Annotated in this window: 19 protein-coding genes and 2 tRNA genes; 11 read left to right on the top strand and 10 right to left on the bottom strand. The window is 69.1% G+C overall.

The features are described from left to right. The first annotated feature begins 13 nt into the window (after window positions 1–13). Window positions 14–1402 (top strand): amidase, encoded by a 1389-nt coding sequence (locus ACWEKM_RS11010; RefSeq protein ID WP_451620861.1) that lies wholly within the window; start codon window positions 14–16, stop codon window positions 1400–1402. Here ACWEKM_RS11010 and ACWEKM_RS11005 read toward each other — a convergent pair. Further along, complete coding sequence (locus ACWEKM_RS11005) at window positions 1383–1877, bottom strand: DUF3830 family protein (RefSeq protein ID WP_451620874.1); 495 nt, start codon at window positions 1875–1877, stop codon at window positions 1383–1385. The genes ACWEKM_RS11010 and ACWEKM_RS11005 overlap by 20 nt on opposite strands. Window positions 1878–1936: 59 nt before the next feature. On the opposite strand from ACWEKM_RS11005, the gene ehuB reads away from it, so the two are divergent. The 6 genes from ehuB to ACWEKM_RS10975 all read left to right on the top strand — a co-directional run bounded on the left by ehuB (window position 1937) and on the right by ACWEKM_RS10975 (window position 6337). Further along, a complete protein-coding gene (gene ehuB, locus ACWEKM_RS11000; RefSeq protein ID WP_451620860.1) occupies window positions 1937–2854 on the top strand; it encodes an ectoine/hydroxyectoine ABC transporter substrate-binding protein EhuB in 918 nt (305 codons plus the stop codon). After that, on the top strand, window positions 2851–3579 hold the full coding sequence (gene ehuC / locus ACWEKM_RS10995) for an ectoine/hydroxyectoine ABC transporter permease subunit EhuC (RefSeq protein ID WP_451620859.1): 729 nt from the start codon (window positions 2851–2853) through the stop codon (window positions 3577–3579). The genes ehuB and ehuC overlap by 4 nt, the downstream gene beginning before the upstream one ends. Further along, the gene (ehuD, locus tag ACWEKM_RS10990; protein ID WP_451620858.1) at window positions 3576–4226 is read left to right on the top strand and encodes an ectoine/hydroxyectoine ABC transporter permease subunit EhuD; all 651 of its coding nucleotides are present in this window, start codon (window positions 3576–3578) and stop codon (window positions 4224–4226) included. The genes ehuC and ehuD overlap by 4 nt, the downstream gene beginning before the upstream one ends. Window positions 4227–4278: 52 nt before the next feature. Further along, window positions 4279–4998 (top strand): ectoine/hydroxyectoine ABC transporter ATP-binding protein EhuA, encoded by a 720-nt coding sequence (gene ehuA / locus ACWEKM_RS10985; RefSeq protein WP_451620873.1) that lies wholly within the window; start codon window positions 4279–4281, stop codon window positions 4996–4998. A gap of 316 nt (window positions 4999–5314) precedes the next feature. Beyond that, window positions 5315–6073: an IclR family transcriptional regulator gene (locus ACWEKM_RS10980; protein WP_451620857.1), complete on the top strand. Its 759-nt coding sequence runs from the start codon at window positions 5315–5317 to the stop codon at window positions 6071–6073. Between the two features lie 190 nt (window positions 6074–6263). After that, window positions 6264–6337: transfer RNA gene (locus ACWEKM_RS10975), tRNA-Lys, on the top strand. 116 nt (window positions 6338–6453) lie between these two features. Here ACWEKM_RS10975 and ACWEKM_RS10970 read toward each other — a convergent pair. Further along, window positions 6454–7575, bottom strand: a complete 1122-nt coding sequence (locus ACWEKM_RS10970) for an SPFH domain-containing protein (RefSeq protein WP_451620856.1) — start codon at window positions 7573–7575, stop codon at window positions 6454–6456. A 61-nt stretch (window positions 7576–7636) separates the two neighbouring features. Then, entirely contained in the window at window positions 7637–8938 is a 1302-nt protein-coding gene (locus tag ACWEKM_RS10965; RefSeq protein ID WP_451620855.1) for a peptidoglycan-binding protein, read from the bottom strand. A 185-nt stretch (window positions 8939–9123) separates the two neighbouring features. On the opposite strand from ACWEKM_RS10965, the gene ACWEKM_RS10960 reads away from it, so the two are divergent. The 4 genes from ACWEKM_RS10960 to ACWEKM_RS10945 all read left to right on the top strand — a co-directional run bounded on the left by ACWEKM_RS10960 (window position 9124) and on the right by ACWEKM_RS10945 (window position 14248). Next, window positions 9124–9197: transfer RNA gene (locus tag ACWEKM_RS10960), tRNA-Lys, on the top strand. Between the two features lie 82 nt (window positions 9198–9279). Further along, complete coding sequence (locus ACWEKM_RS10955; protein ID WP_451620854.1) at window positions 9280–10002, top strand: FadR/GntR family transcriptional regulator; 723 nt, start codon at window positions 9280–9282, stop codon at window positions 10000–10002. 317 nt (window positions 10003–10319) lie between these two features. Continuing rightward, a complete protein-coding gene (locus ACWEKM_RS10950; protein WP_451620853.1) occupies window positions 10320–12314 on the top strand; it encodes a glycosyltransferase family 2 protein in 1995 nt (664 codons plus the stop codon). Further along, window positions 12311–14248 (top strand): galactose oxidase-like domain-containing protein, encoded by a 1938-nt coding sequence (locus ACWEKM_RS10945; protein ID WP_451620852.1) that lies wholly within the window; start codon window positions 12311–12313, stop codon window positions 14246–14248. The genes ACWEKM_RS10950 and ACWEKM_RS10945 overlap by 4 nt, the downstream gene beginning before the upstream one ends. Before the next feature lie 204 nt (window positions 14249–14452). Here the strand turns inward: ACWEKM_RS10945 and ACWEKM_RS10940 are convergent, their stop codons facing one another. From ACWEKM_RS10940 to ACWEKM_RS10910, 7 genes are all read right to left on the bottom strand, one after another. After that, a complete protein-coding gene (locus ACWEKM_RS10940) occupies window positions 14453–14719 on the bottom strand; it encodes a hypothetical protein (protein WP_451620851.1) in 267 nt (88 codons plus the stop codon). 232 nt (window positions 14720–14951) lie between these two features. Next, the gene (locus ACWEKM_RS10935) at window positions 14952–15476 is read right to left on the bottom strand and encodes an aldo/keto reductase (RefSeq protein ID WP_451620850.1); all 525 of its coding nucleotides are present in this window, start codon (window positions 15474–15476) and stop codon (window positions 14952–14954) included. Between the two features lie 40 nt (window positions 15477–15516). Continuing rightward, window positions 15517–16113: an AAA family ATPase gene (locus ACWEKM_RS10930; protein WP_451620849.1), complete on the bottom strand. Its 597-nt coding sequence runs from the start codon at window positions 16111–16113 to the stop codon at window positions 15517–15519. Then, window positions 16110–16712 carry a 3'-5' exonuclease gene (locus tag ACWEKM_RS10925; protein WP_451620848.1) on the bottom strand — a complete coding sequence of 201 codons (603 nt, stop codon included), beginning with the start codon at window positions 16710–16712 and terminating at the stop codon, window positions 16110–16112. Before ACWEKM_RS10925 ends, ACWEKM_RS10930 begins: the two co-directional genes overlap by 4 nt. After that, window positions 16709–17899 carry a radical SAM protein gene (locus ACWEKM_RS10920; protein WP_451620847.1) on the bottom strand — a complete coding sequence of 397 codons (1191 nt, stop codon included), beginning with the start codon at window positions 17897–17899 and terminating at the stop codon, window positions 16709–16711. The genes ACWEKM_RS10925 and ACWEKM_RS10920 overlap by 4 nt, the downstream gene beginning before the upstream one ends. Before the next feature lie 23 nt (window positions 17900–17922). Then, on the bottom strand, window positions 17923–18972 hold the full coding sequence (locus tag ACWEKM_RS10915) for a nucleoside-diphosphate kinase (RefSeq protein ID WP_451620846.1): 1050 nt from the start codon (window positions 18970–18972) through the stop codon (window positions 17923–17925). Continuing rightward, window positions 18969–19994: a thymidylate synthase gene (locus tag ACWEKM_RS10910; protein WP_451620845.1), complete on the bottom strand. Its 1026-nt coding sequence runs from the start codon at window positions 19992–19994 to the stop codon at window positions 18969–18971. Before ACWEKM_RS10910 ends, ACWEKM_RS10915 begins: the two co-directional genes overlap by 4 nt. Between the last annotated feature and the right edge of the window lie 99 nt (window positions 19995–20093).

Genomic DNA, 20093 nt, shown 5'->3' with positions numbered 1-20093 from the left:
CCCGGGAGGGTGCATGGAGCTGACCGACCTGACCGCTGTACAACTCCTCGACGGCTACCGCAAGGGCGCGTTCAGCCCCGTGGAGGCCACCGCCGCCGCGCTGGAGCGGGCGGCCCGGATCCAGCCGGAGGTGAACGCATTCGTCCGGCTCCTCAACGAGGAGGCGCTGGAACAGGCCCGGGAGTCGGCGGGGCGGTGGCGGCGCGGGGAGCCGGCGGGGCTGATGGACGGCGTGCCGGTGACGGTCAAGGACATCCTGCTGCTCCGCGGCCATCCGACGCTGCGCGGTTCGCGGACCGTAGCAGCGGACGGCGAGTGGGCCGAGGACGCGCCGTCGGTGGCCCGGCTGCGCGAGCAGGGCGCGGTCTTCATCGGCAAGACGACGACACCCGAGTACGGCTGGAAAGGGGTGACCGACTCGCCCCTGACCGGAGTGACCCGCAATCCGCACGACCCCGCCCGCACCGCGGGCGGCTCCAGCGGCGGCAGCGCGGCGGCCGTGGCGCTCGGCGCGGGCCCGCTGTCGCTGGGCACGGACGGCGGCGGCAGCGTGCGCATCCCGGCGGCGTTCTGCGGGATCTTCGGGCTGAAGCCGACGTACGGCAGGGTGCCGCTGTATCCGCCGAGCGCCTTCGGCACGCTGTCCCATGTGGGCCCGATGACCCGGGACGCGGCGGACGCGGCGCTGCTGCTGGACGTCATCGGCCGGCCCGACGCCCGGGACTGGTCGGCGCTGCCCGAGTCGCCCGGCTCCTTCCGCGCGGCCCTCGACGGGGGCGTGCGCGGGCTGCGGGTGGCGTACTCGCCGTCGCTGGGCGGCCAGGTCGCGGTGCGTCCGGCGGTCGCGGCGGCGGTGCGGCGGGCGGTGACGGGGCTGGCGGAACTGGGCGCGTACGTCGAGGAGACCGACCCCGACCTCACCGACCCGGTGGACGCCTTCCACACCCTGTGGTTCAGCGGCGCCGCCCGGGTCGTGCAGGGCCTTGCGCCCCACCGGCGGGAGCTGCTCGACCCCGGGCTGCGCGAGATCTGCGAGGCGGGCGCCCGGTTCGGCGCGCTGGACTATCTGGCCGCGGTGGACGTCCGGATGGACCTCGGCCGGCGCATGGGCCGCTTCCATGAGAGATACGACCTGCTGGTCACGCCGACCCTGCCGATCACGGCGTTCGAGGCGGGCGTGGAGGTGCCGAAGGGCTCGCGCCACCGGCGCTGGACGGGGTGGACGCCGTTCACGTACCCCTTCAACCTCACCCAGCAGCCCGCCGCGACCGTACCCGTAGGGACGGACGAGGCGGGGCTGCCGATCGGTCTGCAGCTGGTCGCGGCCCGGCACCGGGACGCTCTGGTGCTGCGCGCCGCCCACGCGCTGTACACGGCCGGGCTCACGCGCGGCGGAAGCTGAGCGTCTCCCCGGCCGCCCCGGACCGCCACAGGTCGTTGCATGCCTCGGCCATCCGGTCGAGACCGTCGACGACCTGGCCCCAGACGATGCCGGGCACCCAGCCCACATCGCCGTTGAGCAGCAGGTTGTTGCGCTCGTAGAACAGGGCCAGGTCCACCAGGGTGGTCCCGGGGCGAACCTCCCGGTCGTAGCCGTAGGCGCGCGTGCCCAGTTCCGCGCCGGCGAAGGAGAAATAGCAGAGGTCACCGGGGATCGGGGTGACGGTCGGATTCTCCAGGGGCGGTTCGGATGCCGTAAGGGGCGGGAAGAGGGCGTAGATCTCGTTGCGCGCGTACTTGGCGTGATAGACGTCGCCGGACAGCGGCAGGGCGTCCCACACCGCGGCGCAGGTCAGCGGAGCACGCTCGTCCAGAAGCCGGGCCGTGCACCGCACTTCGCGCTTGACCAGCGAGATGTCCAGGAAGCGGGCGGTCATGGAATCCGTCATGAAATCCATGGTGCATAACTCGTGCGGTCCCGGGTAGCCGCGCGGCCATGGCTCCACCACTTGGGAACGGCGTACACACGACCGGGTACGGGCACAGACACAGCCGACGGGCGGTGCTCGCGGGTGTCGCGGCCCTCGGCGCGCTGGGCGCCGCGGGCTGCTCACGCGTGGCCACGGCGTCCGCGACGAACGGCGGCGACCTGCTGGACCGGCTGCGGGCACAGGGTGTCGTACGGCTCGGGATCGCGGGCGAAATACCGTTCGGCTACATCGACAAGGACGGCCGGCTGACCGGTGAGGCACCGGAGCTGGCGAAGGTCATCTTCAAACGGCTCGGCGTGGACCGCGTGCAGCCGGTGCCGACCGAGTTCGGCTCGCTGATCCCCGGACTGAACTCGCAGCAGTTCGACGTCGTGGCCGCCGGGATGTCCGTGAGCCCGGACCGCTGCGAACAGGTGATCTTCGCCGATCCCGACTTCCAGATGCCCGACGCCTTCATCGTCCGCAAGGGCAATCCGAAGGGGCTGCACGACTACAAGGACGTCGTCGCGAGGAAGGCCAAGTTCGCCACCGGGACCGGATACACCCAGATCCAGTACGCGGTCGAGGCCGGCTACAAGGAGAGCGACATCCTGATCGTCCCGGACCAGGTGGCCGGGCTGAACGCGGTCGAGGCCGGACGCGTCGACGTGTTCGCCGGGACCGCCCTGACCACCCATCAGGTGGTGAAGAAGTCCGCCAAGGTGGAGGCCACCACGGCCTTCGCCCCGCTCGTCGACGGCAAACCTCACGTGGACGGCGGCGCGTTTGCCTTCCGGCCCACGGAGACCAAGCTCCGGGACGCCTTCAACACCGAGCTGCACAAGCTGAAGAAGAGCGGTGAGCTGTTCCGCGTCCTGCGGCCGTTCGGCTTCACCCAGACCGAGATGACCGACCTCACCGCGAAGGAGCTGTGCGGCGGATGACCACCGGGCTCTGGGAACTCGTCCTGAAGGGAGTGTGGACCACGGTCCAGCTCCTGGTCCTCAGCTCGCTCATGGCCGCGGCGGTCTCCTTCGTCGTAGGCGTGGCGCGCACCCACCGGCTGCGCACCGTCCGCTTCGTCGCCGGTTTCTACACCGAGGTGTTCCGCGGCACCTCGGCGCTCGTGATGATCTTCTGGGTGTTCTTCGTGCTGCCGATCGCCTTCGGCTGGCAGCTGGTGCCACTGTGGGCGGGCACGCTGGCGCTCGGGCTCACCTACGGCGCGTACGGCTCGGAGGTCGTGCGCGGGGCGCTGACCGCGGTCGACGCGACGCAGCAGGAGGGCGGCATCGCCCTCGGCTTCACACCCTGGCAGCGGCTGCGGCTGATCCTGCTGCCGCAGGCGGTGCCGGAGATGATCCCGTCCTTCTGCAACCTGGTGATCGAACTGCTCAAGGGCACCGCGCTGGTGTCCGTCATGGGCATGGGCGATCTGGCGTTCAGCGCCAACCTGGTGCGGCTGGCGCTCCAGCAGAGCGCGGAGGTCTACACCTACGTCCTGCTGATCTACTTCGTGATCGCCTTCGTCATCACCCGGCTGATGCGGGCGCTGGAGAAGCGGCTGAAGGCCGGGGTCGGCAAGGACCCCGGGACGGAGAAGACGGCGCGTGCGGTCAAGCGGGCGCAGACGACCGGCGTGGGCGCCGCGGGCGGTGGGGTGGCATGACCTGGGACTGGAACGCCGTCGGCGACTTCATGCCGCACTTCTGGGACGGCCTGCTGGTCACATTGCAGGCGCTGGCGCTCGGCTCGCTGCTCTCGTTCAGCCTGGGCCTGGTGTGGACGCTGCTGATGCGGATGCCGACGCGGTGGGTGCGCTGGCCGGTGGGGGTGGTGACGGAGTTCGTCCGCAACACCCCGCTGCTGGTGCAGTTGTTCTTCCTCTTCTATGTGCTGCCCGAGTGGGGCCTGACCTTCTCCGCGCTGACCACCGGTGTCTTCGCGATCGGACTGCACTACTCGACGTACACGATGCAGGTCTACCGGGCCGGTATCGAGGCGGTACCGGTCGGCCAGTGGGAGGCCGCGACGGCGCTGAGCCTGTCGGTGCGCCGGACCTGGACGGTGGTGATCCTGCCGCAGGCGATCCGCCGGGTGGTGCCGCCGCTCGGCAACTACGTCATCTCGATGCTCAAGGACACGCCCATCCTGATGACGATCACCGTCCTGGAGATGCTGGGCCGGGCGCGGCTCTTCTCCCAGCAGCACTTCCAGTTCACCGAGCCGGTGACGGTGATCGGCGTGGCCTTCATCGTCATCTCCTATCTCGCCTCCCTCCTTCTGCGCACCCTGGAGCGTCGTCTTGTCCGTTGAGACCAGTAAGCAGCCGGCCGCCGCCGAGGACCGTTCGAGCCGGCTGATCCGTATGGCCGGGGTGACCAAGCGGTTCGGGGAGCACACGGTCCTCGACGGGCTCGACCTGTCCGTGCAGGCGGGCCGGCACGTCACCCTGATCGGCCCGTCCGGCTCCGGCAAGACCACGATCCTGCGGCTGCTGATGACGCTGGCCGTGCCGGACGAGGGCACGATCACGGTGGACGGGCAGCGGCTGTTCCCGGCCACCGAGAAGGAGGTCCGCGAGGTCCGCAAGAAGATCGGGATGGTGTTCCAGCAGTTCAACCTGTTCCCGAACATGACGGTGCTGCGGAACATCACTGAGGCCCCGGTCACCGTGCTCGGCCTGGACCGGGACGAGGCGGAGGCGCGCGCCCGCGACCTGCTGGAAATGGTCGGACTCGGCGACAAGTGCGGCATGCGTCCGTCCCAGTTGTCCGGCGGCCAGCAGCAGCGGGTGGCGATCGCACGGGCGCTGGCCATGCGGCCGCAGGTGCTGCTCCTCGACGAGGTGACCTCCGCGCTCGACCCCGAGCTGGTCGCGGGCGTCCTTGACCTGCTGCGGGACATCGCCCGCAGCACGGACCTCACGATGCTGTGTGTGACCCACGAGATGAACTTCGCCCGGGACATCTCCGACCAGGTCCTGATGTTCGACGCCGGCCGGATCATCGAGGCCGGGTCACCGGAGAAGATCTTCAGCGATCCGGAGCACGACCGCACCCGGGAGTTCCTCGGCGCGGTCCTGTGATTCTTTCCGCCGGGCCGGTGCAATTGCAGCGCGTGAGAGTTTCAACACAGCAGGTCACCGACTGGGGCGTGCCCTAGGCATATGCCGGGCGTGTCAGCGCCCCGGCCGAGGGCCTCGCGATCTCCCCAACACCCCCTCCGCACAGGGCTTTTGCCCGTTATCGTGGAAGCGATCCGCTGTCCGGATCACGCCCCAGAAGGATCACGACCCACAGGGATCACGGCCCAGAAGAATCACGGCCCAGAAGAATCACGGCCCAGAAGAATCACGGCCCAGAGGGATCACGGCCCAGAGAGCAAGCGCAGGGGGGACCACCGTGGCGCTGACGCACGAGCCGACCGCCCCATACCACTCCGCCCAGGACGCCCTGCGCGTCCTGGAGGCGGTGGCCCGGCACACCACCGGCGTCACCGACACCGAACTGGCCCGCCGGACCCGCCTGGGCCCCGAGCGACTGACCGCGCTGCTGCGGATGCTGCGCCGCGAGGGGTACGTCGAGCAGGTCGCCGACGACACGTATGTCACCGGGCAGGCGCTGCGCCGCCTCGGTTCGGCGCACGACCGGCAGCGGGCACTGCGCGAGAAGCTCCAGCTCACGCTGGTCCGGCTGCGGGACTCGGTGGGCGCGGCCGTCTATCTGAGCCGGTACGTCGACGGTGAGGTGAAGATCACCCAGTACGCCGACGGCCCGGCCGCGCCCGCGGTCCACGAGTGGGTCGACTTCCGCTCCTCCGCACACGCGACGGCCCTCGGCAAGAGCCTGCTGACCCAGCTCGACCACAACGCCCGCCGCGACCATCTCTCCCGGCACAAGATGGCCCGCCTCACCTCGCACACCATCACCAGCGACCGGCTGCTGCTGTCCCGGCTGGCGTCCCAGCCGCCGACGGTGCCCGTGCTGGACCTACAGGAGTACGCGGTCGGCACGGTGTGCGCGGCGGTGCCGATCACAGCGGGCTCCTCGGTGGGCTGTCTGGCGCTGTCGCTTCCGGTGGAGCACGCGCACCGGCTGCGGCAGGCCGCGGACACCCTGAACCGCAACGCGGCACCGGTGCTGCTCTCCCTGGCGATCTAGCTCAGATCCAGAGCCAGCACAGATCCAGAACCGGCTCAGATCCAGAACCGGCTCAGATCCAGAACCAGTGGTGTGGACCACACCGCGGACCCGGGCTGCGGAGCGGTCGGGAGGGCGGTCCGGAACACCCTCGCGGACCGGGTAGTATTTTCCTCGTCGCCGACCGCGGGAAGCGGACGGCGGGAGTCATGCGCCGCTAGCTCAGTTGGTTAGAGCAGCTGACTCTTAATCAGCGGGTCCGGGGTTCGAGTCCCTGGCGGCGCACCGGTGAAGGGCCCCTCGTGAAGACGAGGGGCCCTTCGGCGTTCTGCTCCATAAGGCTCACGGGCAGACTCCGTACGGCTCACGAGGTACGGCTCACGGGCGAACCCCGTACGGCTTCACGGAGCGGACTCCGTACGGCCCGAGCAGAAGGCGACCGTCAGGTCCCGCACCAGCATCTTGCGCTCGTAGTCGTCGAGTGCGACCAGCCCGCGCATGGTCAGCCGGGTCACCGTGTCCTCCACCGAGTCCACCACCGAGGTGAGCATGGAGGAGCGCTGCTGCGCGTCCAGCGCGGCGATCCGGCGGCGGTGCATGGCCGCGGCGACCTCGGGCGCGTACTCGGCCCGGACCGGCTGCACCGAGAACACCTCAAGACCGATGCCCGCCGCGTCCGCCGCCACCAGCCGGGTCAGCGCCTCCCCCGCCGCGTCCACGGCCCCCCGCGCCCCGCCCGGCATGTCCACCGGCACCCGGGCCAGCGCCGCCTCCACGCACTCCCGCAGATACGTCTCGTGGTCCTCCACACCGAGCACGGCCCGCGCGGCGTCCCGCACCCGCCACACCACGAGGACCACCACCCTGAGCGCGACCCCGCCGCCGTCGGCGGCCGGCATCGGCTCGCTGCGCCAGTGCCGCAGCCGCACATCGACCCGGCGCCGCCGCAGCATCGGGTTCACCCACATGAGGCCGGTGCGCCGCACGGTCCCCCGGTAGCGGCCGAACAGACCGAGCACCCAGGCCCGGCCGGTCGCGCCCCGGACGAGCCCGCCGAAGCCCAGCGCGCCCAGCGCCCCGGCCCCCGCGTACGCCGCCCACTGGGCCGGGCCCAGACCGGCGCCCGGGTACCCGGGCAGCCGCAGCGCCTCCACCACGAGCTGCGGCAGCGCCCCCGCCCACCAGGAGGTGGCCACACACCCGGCGGCCCCGCCCAGACCGGCGAGCACCCCCACCGCCCCGGGCAGCACCCGCACCGGCCGCTCCACCAGCAGGGGGTCGGCCTCGGGCACCTTCCGGGCCCGCACCGGCCCCGGGCGTCTGAGCCGCGGCTGCTCGCCGGTGCCCTGCCGGCGGGCCACCACCGCCGGCTTGAGCGGCACCGACACCGGGGCAGGGTCGTCGCGGAACAGCAGATGGACAGGGATCTCGGTGGTCGCCTCGTTCTGGATCAGCCGGGCCGGACGGGACGGCCCCTCTACGGGTCCCTCCGACTCGGGCGTGTGTGATGTTGTCGTGCTCATGCGTGCCTCCAGCCTCCGCGCCAGATGCGTCATGACAGGTGAGTGACGGGAAGGGGGCGGCCTAGCCGAACAGCCGCCGCCAGGTCTCCGGCCCCGGGTAGCCGTCCGCCGCGCCGCCGCGCCAGCCCTGGGCACGCTGGAATGCCTCGACGGCCCGCCGGTCCGCCTCGCCCCAGCGCGGTCCCGGCCCGGTGGTGTAGTAGCGGCCGTACCCCTTCTTGACCAGCTGCCGCCCCAGCTGGGTGACATACGCGTTGTTCGCGCCCGGGCGGAACATATTGCGGCCGGGGTAGCCGGGCACGCCGTGCGAGGCGGGCACGGACGCGCCGGCCGTGGCGGGCCGGATGTTCTTGCCCTTCCCGGTCGCCAGCAGCTCCCAGGTGCTCGGTCCGGGCATGCCGTCCGCGTCCGCGCCGCTCCAGCCCTGGGCCTTCTGGAATGCCTGGGTCGCCCGCCGGTCCTGGTCCGACCAGCGCGGTCCCGGCCCGTTCGGGTAGTAGGCCCGGCCGCCGCGGGCGACCAGGAGCTTGCCGAGCAGGGTGACGTACTTGTTGTTCGCGCCGGGTCCGAAGTAGGCCGCCCCCGGGAACGGCCCGGCCTTGACCGTGGTGGCCGCCTGGGCACCCGTCGTACCGGCGGCGAGGCCCTTGTAGCGGTAGGGGACGTACTTGTCGGAGTGGCTCCAGTAGGCATACGGGGTGGACAGCCGGCGAGTCCGCGGCGGTGTCTGCTCGTAGGCCGTGTAGTAGGTGTGCGTGTAGTCCGTCCAGCCGCCGAAGATGACGACGTGTGAGCCCTTGTGCGGGTCGGCGGCGTTGTGGAAGAGCAGGATGTCGCCGGGTTGCAGGTCCTCCTTCTTGATCTTCACACCGAACTTGCCGAGGCTGCCGGTCCACTCGTTGCCCGGCAGGTCCCAGGCCATCGAGACGAAGCCCGAGCAGTCCTGGCGGTAACCGTCGGACCAGTACGCGCTCGTGCTGTACGGCACCTTGGCGGTGACCCAGGTTTTGGCCCGGTTGATGATCTGCGTTCGGGTGAGGGTGCGCAGCTGGCCCGCGGTGGCGGGCTTGCCGCTCGGCCCGTGCAGCGGGGTCTTGCCGCCCTGCGGGGCGTCGGGTTCGGGCTCCGCCGCGTGGCCCGGCCGGTGCGGGGCGGGCGGAGCGTGCGGTACGGCGAGGGCGGGCGCCGCGTGGCCCGCGGCGAGGGCGGATGTGGCGGCGGCCACGACCAGGGCCCGCCGGGCGGCCGGATGCCCGCCGAACCGGCCGGGCAGCGTACGCGGGCTCACCCGCCGCCAGTGAACGCATCCGGGACAGTCGCAGTCGCTCACGGGATCGAATTCCTCGAAGACCGGAGTCGCCATGCAATCCCCCTCCCCTTCCGGGTTGAAATGTCCGCGTCTGTGCACGTTGGTCAGTTTCTCAACTGTCATCGCGGTGCGCATGTTGACGGTCCGAATGATGTACGCGCCCTGCGCGGGCACCCCCGCGTCGCCCGCCGGTGGTCGGGAGCACACTCCGGGGTCGGGTAGAGTTCTCGCGTCAGCAGGCGCCGCTAGCTCAGTTGGTTAGAGCAGCTGACTCTTAATCAGCGGGTCCGGGGTTCGAGTCCCTGGCGGCGCACGACAACGATGGCGAGTCAGGTCCGCGAAGCGTGCGGATCGTGCTCGCCATCGTCGCTTGTTTGGCCGGATACCCTCTGGCCATGGCAGCCCGAGACCTGCAAGAGCGGATCAAGAAACTCATCGTCGACCAACGGCTGCCTTCCGGGGCACCACTGCCGACCGAGCCCGAACTGATGGCGTTCCTCGGCGCGAGCCGGAACTCGGTGCGGGAGGCACTGAAGGCCCTCCAGGCGATGGGCATCGTGGAGATCCGGCACGGCTTCGGCACCTATGTGGGCCCGATGTCCCTCGCCCCGATGGTCGAGGGCCTCGCCTTCCGCACGCTCGCCGGGCACCACCGGGGCGAGGACTCCCTGCTCCAATTGCTCGAACTGCGCGAGGCGATGGAGGCGGGGCTGGTCTCCCGGCTGGCCGGGCGGCTCCCCGAGGCCGATCTGACCGAACTGGAGGCGCTCGTCGACCGTATGGAACAGCGGGCCGCGCAGGGAGCCGGCCTCGCCGAGACCGACCGAGCGTTTCACGCCACGCTCTACCGGGGGCTGGACAATGCCCTGCTGAGCGAGGTGCTGGAGGCGTTCTGGGACGCCTTCCATCGCGTACGGCGGGACCTGGTGGAGGCACCGAGCGATCCGCGGGTCACCTGCCGCCAGCACCGGGAGATCCTGAACGCGGTCCGGTCCGGCGATTCCATACGGGCGGAGGAGGCCATAAGAGACCACTTCGACAACATCCGCACCCGGCTGTCCCCCGCCGTCACAACGCGTCCACAGGATCCCCACACGCACCACAATGAGCGGGTATGACCGGTGAACACCGCGTTTCGCATCTTGCGATCATGCTCGGCACCGTAGAAACCTGGTTGTTCAAGCTGCCGCCGATACGCGGCGCTTGGGGGGAAAGGGAACCGGTTGCCGAAGCGACGGGGAGAGGGGACCCGTCCATGATCGGATGCCGAGGGGGGCACCCTGCAACCGGAACGTCGCGGTTCCATGTCTATAAGGTGTGGATGACGTGGTGACGGTGACCCACCACTGATGCGCCCGCGAAGGTCGAGGGGGACCAGAAGGGGCGTGCAACGAACCGACTGACACGCGGTGTTCCGCGTGTGGGGGGATGACTCATGACGTCGACGCCGACGGGCGCCCGGCAGAACTTCGACCCGTCACAGACCACACAGCTCAGAGTGCCTGGGCATCGCACCGGCAACACGGGGACCTTCCGCCGGATCAAGAAGAACCTGCCGCGATACGACTACGAGCACTACAGCCGACTGGCAGGACCCCTCACCCAGCCCGATCCCGGCAAGCCGTACAAGGTGCAGTACCGCTCGCTGCTCTCGCAGGAGCCGCACCGCATACGCGCAGCGCTCATGCTGGGCGCGGCCCCGCTGCTCTCGCTGGTCCTGCTGGCCTGGCTGCTCCAGCCCGAGCACTGGACCGAACGCGACTACCCCGCCTACGACTTCCTGCCCGCGCTCGACATCGTGATGCTGGTCTCGATCGGTCTGATCGAGTTCTTCCGGTGCATGAACGTCCTGTCGAACGCGCACGCCACGCTGGTCGCCCGCGACCCCGTCCCGGTGGTTCCCGAGACCGGCACCAGAGTCGCCTTCCTGACCTCCTTCGTGCCCGGCAAGGAGCCGCTGGAGATGGTGACCAAGACCCTGGAGGCGGCCGTCCGGCTGCGCCACCGGGGCCTGCTGCACATCTGGCTGCTCGACGAGGGCGACGACCCGGAGGTCAAGGAGGTCTGCGCCCGGCTCGGCGTGCACCACTTCTCCCGCAAGGGCGTCACGAAGTGGAACCAGCCCAAGGGCCCGCACCGCGCCAAGACCAAGCACGGCAACTACAACGCCTGGCTGGAGGCGCACGGCAGCGAGTACGACTTCTTCGCCTCGGTCGACACCGACCATGTGCCGTTGCCCAACTACCTGGAGCGGATGCTGGGTTACTTCCGCGACCCGGACGTCGGCTTCGTCATCGGCCCGCAGGTGTACGGCAACTACGACACCTTCGTCACCAAGGCCGCCGAGTCGCAGCAGTTCCTCTTCCACGCGCTGATCCAGCGCGCGGGCAACCGGTACGGCGCCCCGATGTTCGTGGGCACGTCGAACGCCGTGCGCATCAAGGCGATCAAGCAGATCGGCGGCCTGTACGACTCGATCACCGAGGACATGGCCACCGGCTTCGAGATGCACCGCGCCAAGAACCCGGCCACCGGCCGGAAATGGAAGTCGGTGTACACGCCGGACGTGCTCGCGGTCGGCGAGGGCCCGAACGCCTGGACCGACTTCTTCACCCAGCAGCTGCGCTGGTCACGGGGCACCTACGAGACGATCCTCAAGCAGTACTGGAAGGGCTTCTTCTCGCTGCCGCCCGGCAAGCTCTTCAACTACACCATGATGATCATCTTCTATCCGATGTCCGCCCTCAACTGGATTCTGGCGGCGCTGAGTTGCGCGCTGTTCCTGGGCCTGGGCGCCTCGGGTGTGAACATCGACCCGACGGTGTGGCTGATGCTCTACGGCAACGCCTCCGCGCTCCAGATCGGCCTCTACATCTGGAACCGTCGGCACAACGTCTCCCCGCACGAGCCGGAGGGCTCCGGCGGTGTCGCCGGCATGGTGATGTCCGCGCTGTCCGCGCCGATCTACGCCCGCTCGCTGATGGACGCCGTGCTGCGCCGCAAGAGCAAGTTCGTGGTGACGCCCAAGGGCGAGTCGGCCAGCCCCGACACGCTGTTCGGGACGTTCCGGATCCACTGGTTCTTCATCCTGGTCTTCGGCGGATCGCTCGCCGCCGGCTTCGTCTTCGGGCACTCCCACCCGGCGATGGTCACCTGGGCCATCTTCGCCCTGCTGATCACCGCGGCACCGGTCTTCGCCTGGCGGTACACGCTGCGGCAGGAGCGCAAGCGGCCCGCGGCCGGCCTGCCGGCCACCTCGGCGGGCGTCGCGTCGGGCGCTGCGGCGGTCGGCCATGAACCGCAGGACGCGATGCCCGCGGCACCCGCGCCGCACGCCCCGCAGCAGCGGCCCACCTGGGCCGCCTCGAACGGGACCAACGAACAGACCATGCAAATCACCCTGGGTGGACTTGGGGGACGTAAGGAATGAACGACAGTGCCGGTCGCCGCCGTGCTCGTCGACTCGCGATAGGCACGGCGGTGGTACTCGCGCTGGCCGGGATGAACGGGCCGTGGCTGTACCGCTTCGGGACCGAGAAATACCACCAGTACAAAATCAACAAACCCGAGTACAAGGCCGCCAACGGCAAGTGGGACATCATCGAGTTCCCCGAGGAGTACCGCCAGCACACCATCCACGCGGCGCTCCTGCACACCGGCAAGGTGCTGCTGGTCGCGGGGTCGGGCAACGACCAGGAGAACTTCGACGCGAAGAAGTTCGACTCCCGCATCTGGGACCCGGTCAAGGGCACGATCAAGAAGGTGCCCACGCCCAACGACCTGTTCTGCACCGGCCACACCCAGCTGGCCAACGGCAATCTGCTCATCGCCGGCGGGACCAAGCGGTACGAGAAACTCAAGGGTGACATCACCAAGGCCGGTGGCCTGATGGTCGTGCACAACGAGAACCCGGACGAGCCGATCACCCTGCCCGCGGGTACCAAGTTCACCGGCAAGGAGAACGGCAAGACCTTCATATCGAAGGACCCGGTCCTGGTGCCGCGCGCGAAGAAGGTCTTCGACAAGACGACCGGTGCCTTTCTGCGAAACGACCCGGGGCTCGGCCGGATCTACGTCGAGGCGAAGCAGAGCGGCACCCAGTACGAGACCGGCACCCAGGACAACTATCGGATCCAGGGGCTGACCGGCACCGAAGCGCGCAACACGTACGGCATCGCGCAGAAACTCGCCCTCGACAAGAAGGACTTCCAGGGGATCCGGGACGCCTACGAGTTCGATCCGGTCGCCGAGAAGTACATCAAGGTCGACCCGATGAACGAGGCCCGCTGGTACCCGACGCTGACCACCCTGAGCGACGGCAAGATCCTCAGCGTCTCCGGCCTCGATGACATCGGGCAGCTGGTCCCGGGCAAGAACGAGATCTTCGACCCGAAGACCAAGAAGTGGACGTACACCGAGAAGATCCGTCAGTTCCCCACCTACCCGGCCCTGTTCCTGATGGAGAACGGGAAGATCTTCTACTCGGGCTCCAACGCGGGCTACGGCCCCGACGACGTGGGCCGCGACCCCGGCATCTGGGACGTACAGACCAACGCGTTCACCAAGCTGACCGGGCTGAGCGACGCCGACATGATGGAGACCTCCGGCACGGTGCTGCTGCCGCCCGCGCAGGACGAGAAATACCTGGTGATCGGCGGGGGCGGGGTCGGCGAGTCCAAGCTGTCCAGCAAGAAGACCCGGCTGATCGACCTGAAGGCCACCCACCCGAAGTTCGTGGACGGGCCGTCGCTGGAGGAGGGCACCCGCTACCCGCAGTCCTCGATCCTGCCCGATGACACCGTGCTGGTCTCGGGCGGTTCGCAGGACTACCGGGGGCGCAGCGACTCCAACATCCACCAGGCGCGGATCTACCACCCGGACAGCAACAGCTTCACGCAGGTGGCCGACCCGCTGGTGGGCCGCAACTACCACTCCGGGTCGATCCTGCTGCCCGACGGGCGGGTGATGTTCTTCGGGTCCGACTCGCTGTACGCGGACAAGGCGAACACCAAGCCGGGCAAGTTCGAGCAGCGGATCGAGATCTACACGCCGCCGTATCTCTACCGGGACTCACGGCCCTCGCTGTCCGGCGGACCGAAGACGATCGCCCGCGGCGCCTCGGGGACCTTCACCTCCCAGCACGCCTCGACGATCAAGAAGGTCCGGCTGATCCGGCCCAGCGCCTCCACCCATGTGACGGACGTCGACCAGCGGTCCGTCGCGCTGGACTTCACCACATCCGGGGACAAGATCACGGTAACCGTACCGAAGGACCGTAACCTGGTGCAGTCCGGGTGGTACATGCTCTTCGTGGACGACGACCAGGGAACACCGTCCAAGGCACAGTGGGTGAAGGTTCCGTAGCCGCAGCACCGTAGCGCTGCGCCGGCTTGGGCCGCCGGCAACGCGGGTTCGTTCTTCGGGCACGGGAGCGCTGCGCTGGCTTGGGTGGCTGCTAACGGGGGTTTGCCTTTGAGCGCGGGAGCGCTGTGGCTGGTCGCGCAGTTCCCCGCGCCCCTTCGGGGCGCGATTCGCCCACCGAGTCGGGGGTTCGGTGGCACAGCGGGCTCAGGTGGCAGATTGCGTTGGCGCTCTCCGTGCCCTGCCGTCTTCGATGAGGACGGTTACGCCGGTAGCGAGTGCCTGCAGCCCTACCACGACCTGCAGCCGCGTCTTGGGCCACGCCTCGTTCAGGAACTGCGCGGTGGGGATGATGCGTATCGTGGCTCGCGGATCGTGATAGCCCAGCGTGCTCACCACCTCGCTGGTCACGGACGGTGCTGCCAGAACGTGCGTGATGATCTTCCTGCGTCGTGTCTGCACCGCGTCCACCATGACACGACGTAAGGACCACAGCTCAGCCCCGGAAAGCACGTGGTGCGCTGCATCCTCTGGGGTCTGTCCGTCGAGGGCACCTCCCACCGGCAACATGAGCATCCCCCGCAAGTCGGCTACGGCAAGGCGGTCGGCGCCGACGGGGAGAAAAGCGCGACGCCTACCACCGGTGGCCGCCAGTTCTCATAGGCAGCGCGACGTCTTACGGGCGCTGCGGCAGTGACGGTCGGCATCAAGCTGGACTGCTCCGGACGGCCGCCACGATCTCATCCAGGTGGCGAGGGTGGCCGGTGCCAGGGATGGACGCGATGTGGGGCCCGTAGTTCAGAAGCCAGTCCAGCGGTGCTTGAGGCCCGTGTACCCGGGCCAACGTGTCGGCGCCGAGTGGCCGGTAGACCATGTAAGGGATGTCCAGCTCCCGGCAGAGCTCCAGCCGTTCGACGTACAGACGGCGAAGGCTCGCCTCGACGGTGGCGCGCAGGAAGAACGGGTTGCCCAGCGGCCTCCACTGTCCTGGTGCGGGGCGGACCATGCCCACCTTCGTGGCGATCAAGACGTGTTCCGGGTAGGGGTAGAGCGCGTCGCGGATCAGGTGCTCGACGGTATGCGGGCCGTAGGCATCGGCGGTGTCAATGTGGCTGATGCCGTGGGTGTGTACGGCCTGCCGGAGGACGGTAAGCGCCGTGTCGCGGTCGTCCGGGTCACCCCAGGTGCCGGGGCCGGTCAGCCGCATGGTGCCGAATCCGAGCCGGGACACGGTTTTCCCGGCGATGGTGATGGTTCCGGCGGGGGCGTCGTCATACCAGGGACTCCTTCAGGCACAGGCGGATGGCCACGGCGACAGCGTGGGCCTGACTGCCGGGGTCGCTGGTCACGCGCTGGTGAGAGATGTTCTCGTTGGCCAGGAGGCGGTGCGCGTGCTCGTCGACGAGGCGCCGGAAATCGGCGTCGTAGTCGTGGCTGGTGTCGACCGGCACTCCCTCGTCGAGCACGGTGGCGAACACCAGGTCGTACTTGGATAGTTGCGTCGATGCGAGAGCCAGGAGCCGCTCCCGTTCGAGGCGGGGCGGCGTCTCGGCGCGGAAGGCCAGTGCGGCGTGCCAGTAGGCGATGGCGTCGTGAGCGGCCCGGTCGACGAGGACGACTTCGGCGCCCTGGACGACGGCGCCGATCTCGTCGACGATGCCCTGCGTGATGATCCACTCTGTGGACTGCGCGGTGTGGTGCTGCATCTTCGGCAGGCCGGCCTCGGCCGCGCGCTTGCCGAGTCGGCCGGTGCGGGCCACGGTGAGGCCGTGGCCGCGCAGCTCCATTTCCATGCGCTTCAGGAGCGTCGTCTTGCCGGTCGAGTGCGTGCCGAGCACGCTGATCCGGATGGGCTGGAAAGTGGTCACCACAGGGTCGGGTCCTGTTCTGGTTCGGGGGCACCGGGCAGGCCGGGCGGCACGGCTGCGGCGACCAACCGGTCCCAGGTCTCGTATCGGGAGGCCATGACGATGAGGAGCTGCGCCGTGGCGAACGCGTCGAACGTGGCCCGGTGCCGCTGGGCGGGGGCCCCGCTCAGGTCGGGCTTCACGTGCTCGATGAGGGCGTCCAGGCTGTACTTGCCCAGGTCCGGGAAGGTGGTCCTGGCGAGTCGGAGGGTGTCGAGGACACCGGCCGGCTCCCAGCTCGGCAGGTGGGCGCTCAGCACGCGGTAGTCGGTGTGGGCGTGGTGCGCGCAGATCCACGCCGTGCCCATGAAGGCGTGCACCTGGCCCGCGATCTCCGCCCATGCCGGCTCGTTGGCCAAGTCGTCGTTGGACAGGCCATGCACCCGGGTCGCGAAGGAGGTGACGGGGCGGTTGGGGCGAGTCAGCCACGCCTTTGCTGAGGTCTTGTCGGGGCAGCCGTCCCGGATGGGCAGAGCGGCCACCTCGACGAGGTCGGGCGGAGTGGTGCCGTTGCCTTCGACGTCGACAACGAGCAGCGAGGGCCAGGTGCTGAAGATCATGTGGGGTCGGTTCCGTTCTCCGCCTCCCAGCCGACGGGGGCCCGGCCGTGCTGGCGGTACAGGTGGGGGTGCTCGCGGGCATGGCACTGGAAGCCGAACCCGTGCTGCAGGAAGTAGCGGGGCGGCTCGTCCAGTCCTTCCACGACGATGGCACGGTCATTGACCTCAACGTCGCCGACCGCCCCCAGAGCGCGCGCCTCGCGGGTGACCTCCGCCAATTCCGGCTTGCGCCACGCCCGCTTGCATAGCGCGATCTGCTTCGGCGGGCAGATGTCGCACAGCTCCTTGATGCCGTAGTGGCCGTTGTAGTCGGCCTCTCCGTGCGCGTAGGCGACACCGCAGCTCGTCTTGCGGAACAGGGTCCCCCAGGAGGCTCCGCCGGGCATGTGGCGGGACTCGTAGGCGTCCATGATTCGCTGCTCGGCCGGCTCGGGCATGATCTTCCGCCGTGCCGTGGTGTCGTACGGCGACGGCAGGCCATGACCCTCGTAGTACGCCTTGATCTCGTCGCGGAAGAACAAGCCCGTGAACACCGTGGCGTGCGCGTGCAGCGACAGTTCACGGGCCCGTTCGAGGTGTTCCGGGGAGTCGTTGAGGCCAGGCACGATCGGCCGCCAGTACAGGATGGTGCGGTAGCACTCGGCGTACTCGTACAAGGTGTGCAGGCTCTTCGCCGCGATGGTGGAGTCCACCGGCTCGATGCGCGTGTCGTCGATGCCGGAGTGGGTGACCAGGACGGTGAGCCGCAGGTGCTTGAAGCTGTTGAGAACGGCGCAGTCGTCGGCGTCGACCCGCCATCGAGTGATGATCAGCACGTGGTTGGTCAGGCCCCGCTCGTCGAGCATCCGCAGCTTCGTGAACAGATGCGGCTTGACGACCGGCAGCATCGGGTCGGTGGCCCGGTTGTAGAGCTGGATGGGCGTCGTGTGGGGCCGGAAGTACGGGTGGCTGACGAGACTTTCGACGGCGGCCTCGTCGCCCATCAGCCGTCGCGGCGTCTTCATCTCGAAGTTGCTGAACAGGTGCCGGACGCAGTATCCGCACTCAAGCGGGCAGCCGATGATGTCGTTCAGGGACAGACCTGACTTGCGGTACTCGATCACGTCAGCAAGTTCCGGCTTGAGCCCGCTGATCTGCTCAGGCGTCAGAAGGGGGAGCAGGCGGCGCGGCGTGGCGGGAGGGGTCACGTGAACCTCCGGAGGCTGGGTGGTCATTCGGCATGGGTGGGCTGGATCGGGATGCCGGAGGGGGAGGTGAGCAGCAGACGGCGGGTGGCGCCGAACCAGGTGCCGAAGTCGCGGCGGGCGGCGTCCGGATCGTCCGAGGTGTGCACGAGGTTGTGCACCAGGCGCTTCTCCGCGACGGCACGCTCAAGGCTGTCGTTGCCAAGGTCTCCGCGGATGGTGCCGGCAGCGGCCCGGGTCGGGTCGAAGTGCCCGATGAAATGCCGCAGGCGAGCGTGGATGCCAGGCTCGCCGTAGGCGAGGGCGACCGAGACCGTCTTGCCGACGTACGCGTCGTCCAGGCAGGCGGGAATGTCCCGGTCCGGGAAGTGGTCGGCGTCAACGAGGAGATCCCAGTAGTGCACGTGTGCCTGCCACGGCTGCACTGTGACATCAAGGCGGTTGGCGATCGTGACACCGGCCGCGGTGAACCGGTCAAGTACGGTGTCGACGAGATGACGCTGTACGGCGTCCGGCTTGCAGAGGATCACCGAGCAGCGGTCGAAGTCGGACACTCGCAGGCGGACACCGGGGCCGTACCAAGTGCCGTACTCGCGGCGGGCGCCGACCGGGTCATCGGAGGTGTGGACCAGGTTACGCACGAGCCGTTTCTCGGATGACGCGGCGGTCATGCTGTCGTTGCCGAGGTCGCCGCGGATCGTGCCGGGCACTGCCCGGGTGGGGTCGGTGTGGCCGATGAGCTGCCGCAGCCGGGCGTGCACACCGGGCTCACCATGCGCCAGGGCGACCGTGACGGTCCGTCCCACGTAGGCGGCGTCGATGTAGGACGGCAGATCGCTCAGGTTGCGGCGGCCGGGGTCGGCGAGCATGTCCCGGTAGGCAACGTGTGCTTGCCATGGCTGCGCAACTACGTCCATGCGGTCCGACACGGTGATCCCTGCCGCCGCGATCATGTCCAGGATGCGGGGGACCAGGCCCCGCGCCACGGCGTCCGGCTTGCACAGGACGACCGCCCAGCGGTCGAACTCCACGCCGTCGACGACGGCACCGCTCACCGGCTTGCCGGCGGCGCTCACTGCGCGCTCCCGGTGGTGGCCGCGATGCAGGCCGGCCACTTGCGCTTCATGAGCCAGCGCAGGCCCGGGTCGAGCGCGGCCACGAGGACGGGGTCGACGGCCGCGGTCTTGTCGTGCTGCATCTGCCGGTACAGCTCGAACAACATCACCACCTGCTTCCAGTACGGTTCCAGGTCCAGGCGTTGAATGTGCTGGGCGCTGTAGCGGAGCCGGTTCAGGCGCAGCGCCTGCTCGTGCCGCAGGACATCGGAGATGGTCTCCGCACTTGTCGACTCGGGCATCGCGGGGAATGGGAAGGTGGTCGGCGCCGTGCGGGTCGCAACCTCGTTGAGGACGCGGCGGACCCGGTCCGCGTTGGCGTCGTTGACGTGCGCGGAGCCGATGGTGTGGGTGTACGTGCCGAGCCGCAGCCCGAGTTGGATGGCGATGAACTCCTGGATCATCGTGAAAGAGAACACGTCGCTCAGCAGGCCGCAGTCCAGATCGTTGGCGCGCATGTTGCACACCATGTGCAGGCGGCCGTCACGGGCCAGCAGATGCAGACCGGCCAGACACGCGACGTCCGGATTGGCGCGGTCGGCGAGTTCCTTCGCGGAGAACACGGGCAGGTACCCGCGCTTGCTGTCCGACTCGTTCCGCAGCAACTCCACGACCTGTTCGAAAGGCGACCGCTTCTCGCCGTCGGCGGGGGTGAACAGCGTGTAGCCGTACGCAGATCCGCCGAGGTTGACTCCGTCGGCGCTGCTGGCCTGCATGGACGGCGCGTAGTAGCCGATCATCTCCAGGTCACGGCGGCCGGCGAGGTACCAGAGCGCTTCGGCGAACTGAAAGACCGGGTTGACCTTACGCTCGGCCAAGAAGGGCAGGCGCTGTCTCGGGTTGGGCAGCTTGAAGCTGACGCCGAGCACTTCGAGGGCCGCGTTGCCTCGTGCGTCAATGCGGTGCTCGGGCTCCTTGGTTGCAAGCTCCAGCAAGGCGATGTAGGCGCCTTCGATGCTGCGGAATGTCGGTGCTGTGAGCAAGGCACACTCTCCAGGTCAAGGAAGAGAACAGCTTCGTCATGGGGGCTCGTCTCTGTGTAGGACCTGCGGCCGGGCCGGATCCTCCCCGGCCGCAGGGGT

This window comes from Streptomyces sp. NPDC004752, from assembly GCF_053601275.1.
Note: the sequence above shows the minus strand (reverse complement) of the source record. Positions and strands in the feature narration are given on the sequence as shown.

What these genes read in the sequence shown, in the direction of transcription:
- ehuA (WP_451620873.1), top strand. Translation starts at nt 4,279, where the DNA reads ATGGCCGGGGTGACCAAGCGGTTCGGGGAGCACACGGTCCTCGACGGG.
- ehuD (WP_451620858.1), top strand. Translation starts at nt 3,576, where the DNA reads ATGACCTGGGACTGGAACGCCGTCGGCGACTTCATGCCGCACTTCTGG.
- ACWEKM_RS11005 (WP_451620874.1), bottom strand. Translation starts at nt 1,877, where the DNA reads ATGACCGCCCGCTTCCTGGACATCTCGCTGGTCAAGCGCGAAGTGCGG.
- ACWEKM_RS10965 (WP_451620855.1), bottom strand. Translation starts at nt 8,938, where the DNA reads ATGGCGACTCCGGTCTTCGAGGAATTCGATCCCGTGAGCGACTGCGAC.
- ACWEKM_RS10945 (WP_451620852.1), top strand. Translation starts at nt 12,311, where the DNA reads ATGAACGACAGTGCCGGTCGCCGCCGTGCTCGTCGACTCGCGATAGGC.
- ACWEKM_RS10950 (WP_451620853.1), top strand. Translation starts at nt 10,320, where the DNA reads ATGACGTCGACGCCGACGGGCGCCCGGCAGAACTTCGACCCGTCACAG.
- ACWEKM_RS10970 (WP_451620856.1), bottom strand. Translation starts at nt 7,575, where the DNA reads ATGAGCACGACAACATCACACACGCCCGAGTCGGAGGGACCCGTAGAG.
- ACWEKM_RS11010 (WP_451620861.1), top strand. Translation starts at nt 14, where the DNA reads ATGGAGCTGACCGACCTGACCGCTGTACAACTCCTCGACGGCTACCGC.
- ACWEKM_RS10925 (WP_451620848.1), bottom strand. Translation starts at nt 16,712, where the DNA reads ATGATCTTCAGCACCTGGCCCTCGCTGCTCGTTGTCGACGTCGAAGGC.
- ehuC (WP_451620859.1), top strand. Translation starts at nt 2,851, where the DNA reads ATGACCACCGGGCTCTGGGAACTCGTCCTGAAGGGAGTGTGGACCACG.
- ACWEKM_RS10955 (WP_451620854.1), top strand. Translation starts at nt 9,280, where the DNA reads ATGGCAGCCCGAGACCTGCAAGAGCGGATCAAGAAACTCATCGTCGAC.
- ACWEKM_RS10940 (WP_451620851.1), bottom strand. Translation starts at nt 14,719, where the DNA reads ATGGTGGACGCGGTGCAGACACGACGCAGGAAGATCATCACGCACGTT.
- ehuB (WP_451620860.1), top strand. Translation starts at nt 1,937, where the DNA reads ATGGCTCCACCACTTGGGAACGGCGTACACACGACCGGGTACGGGCAC.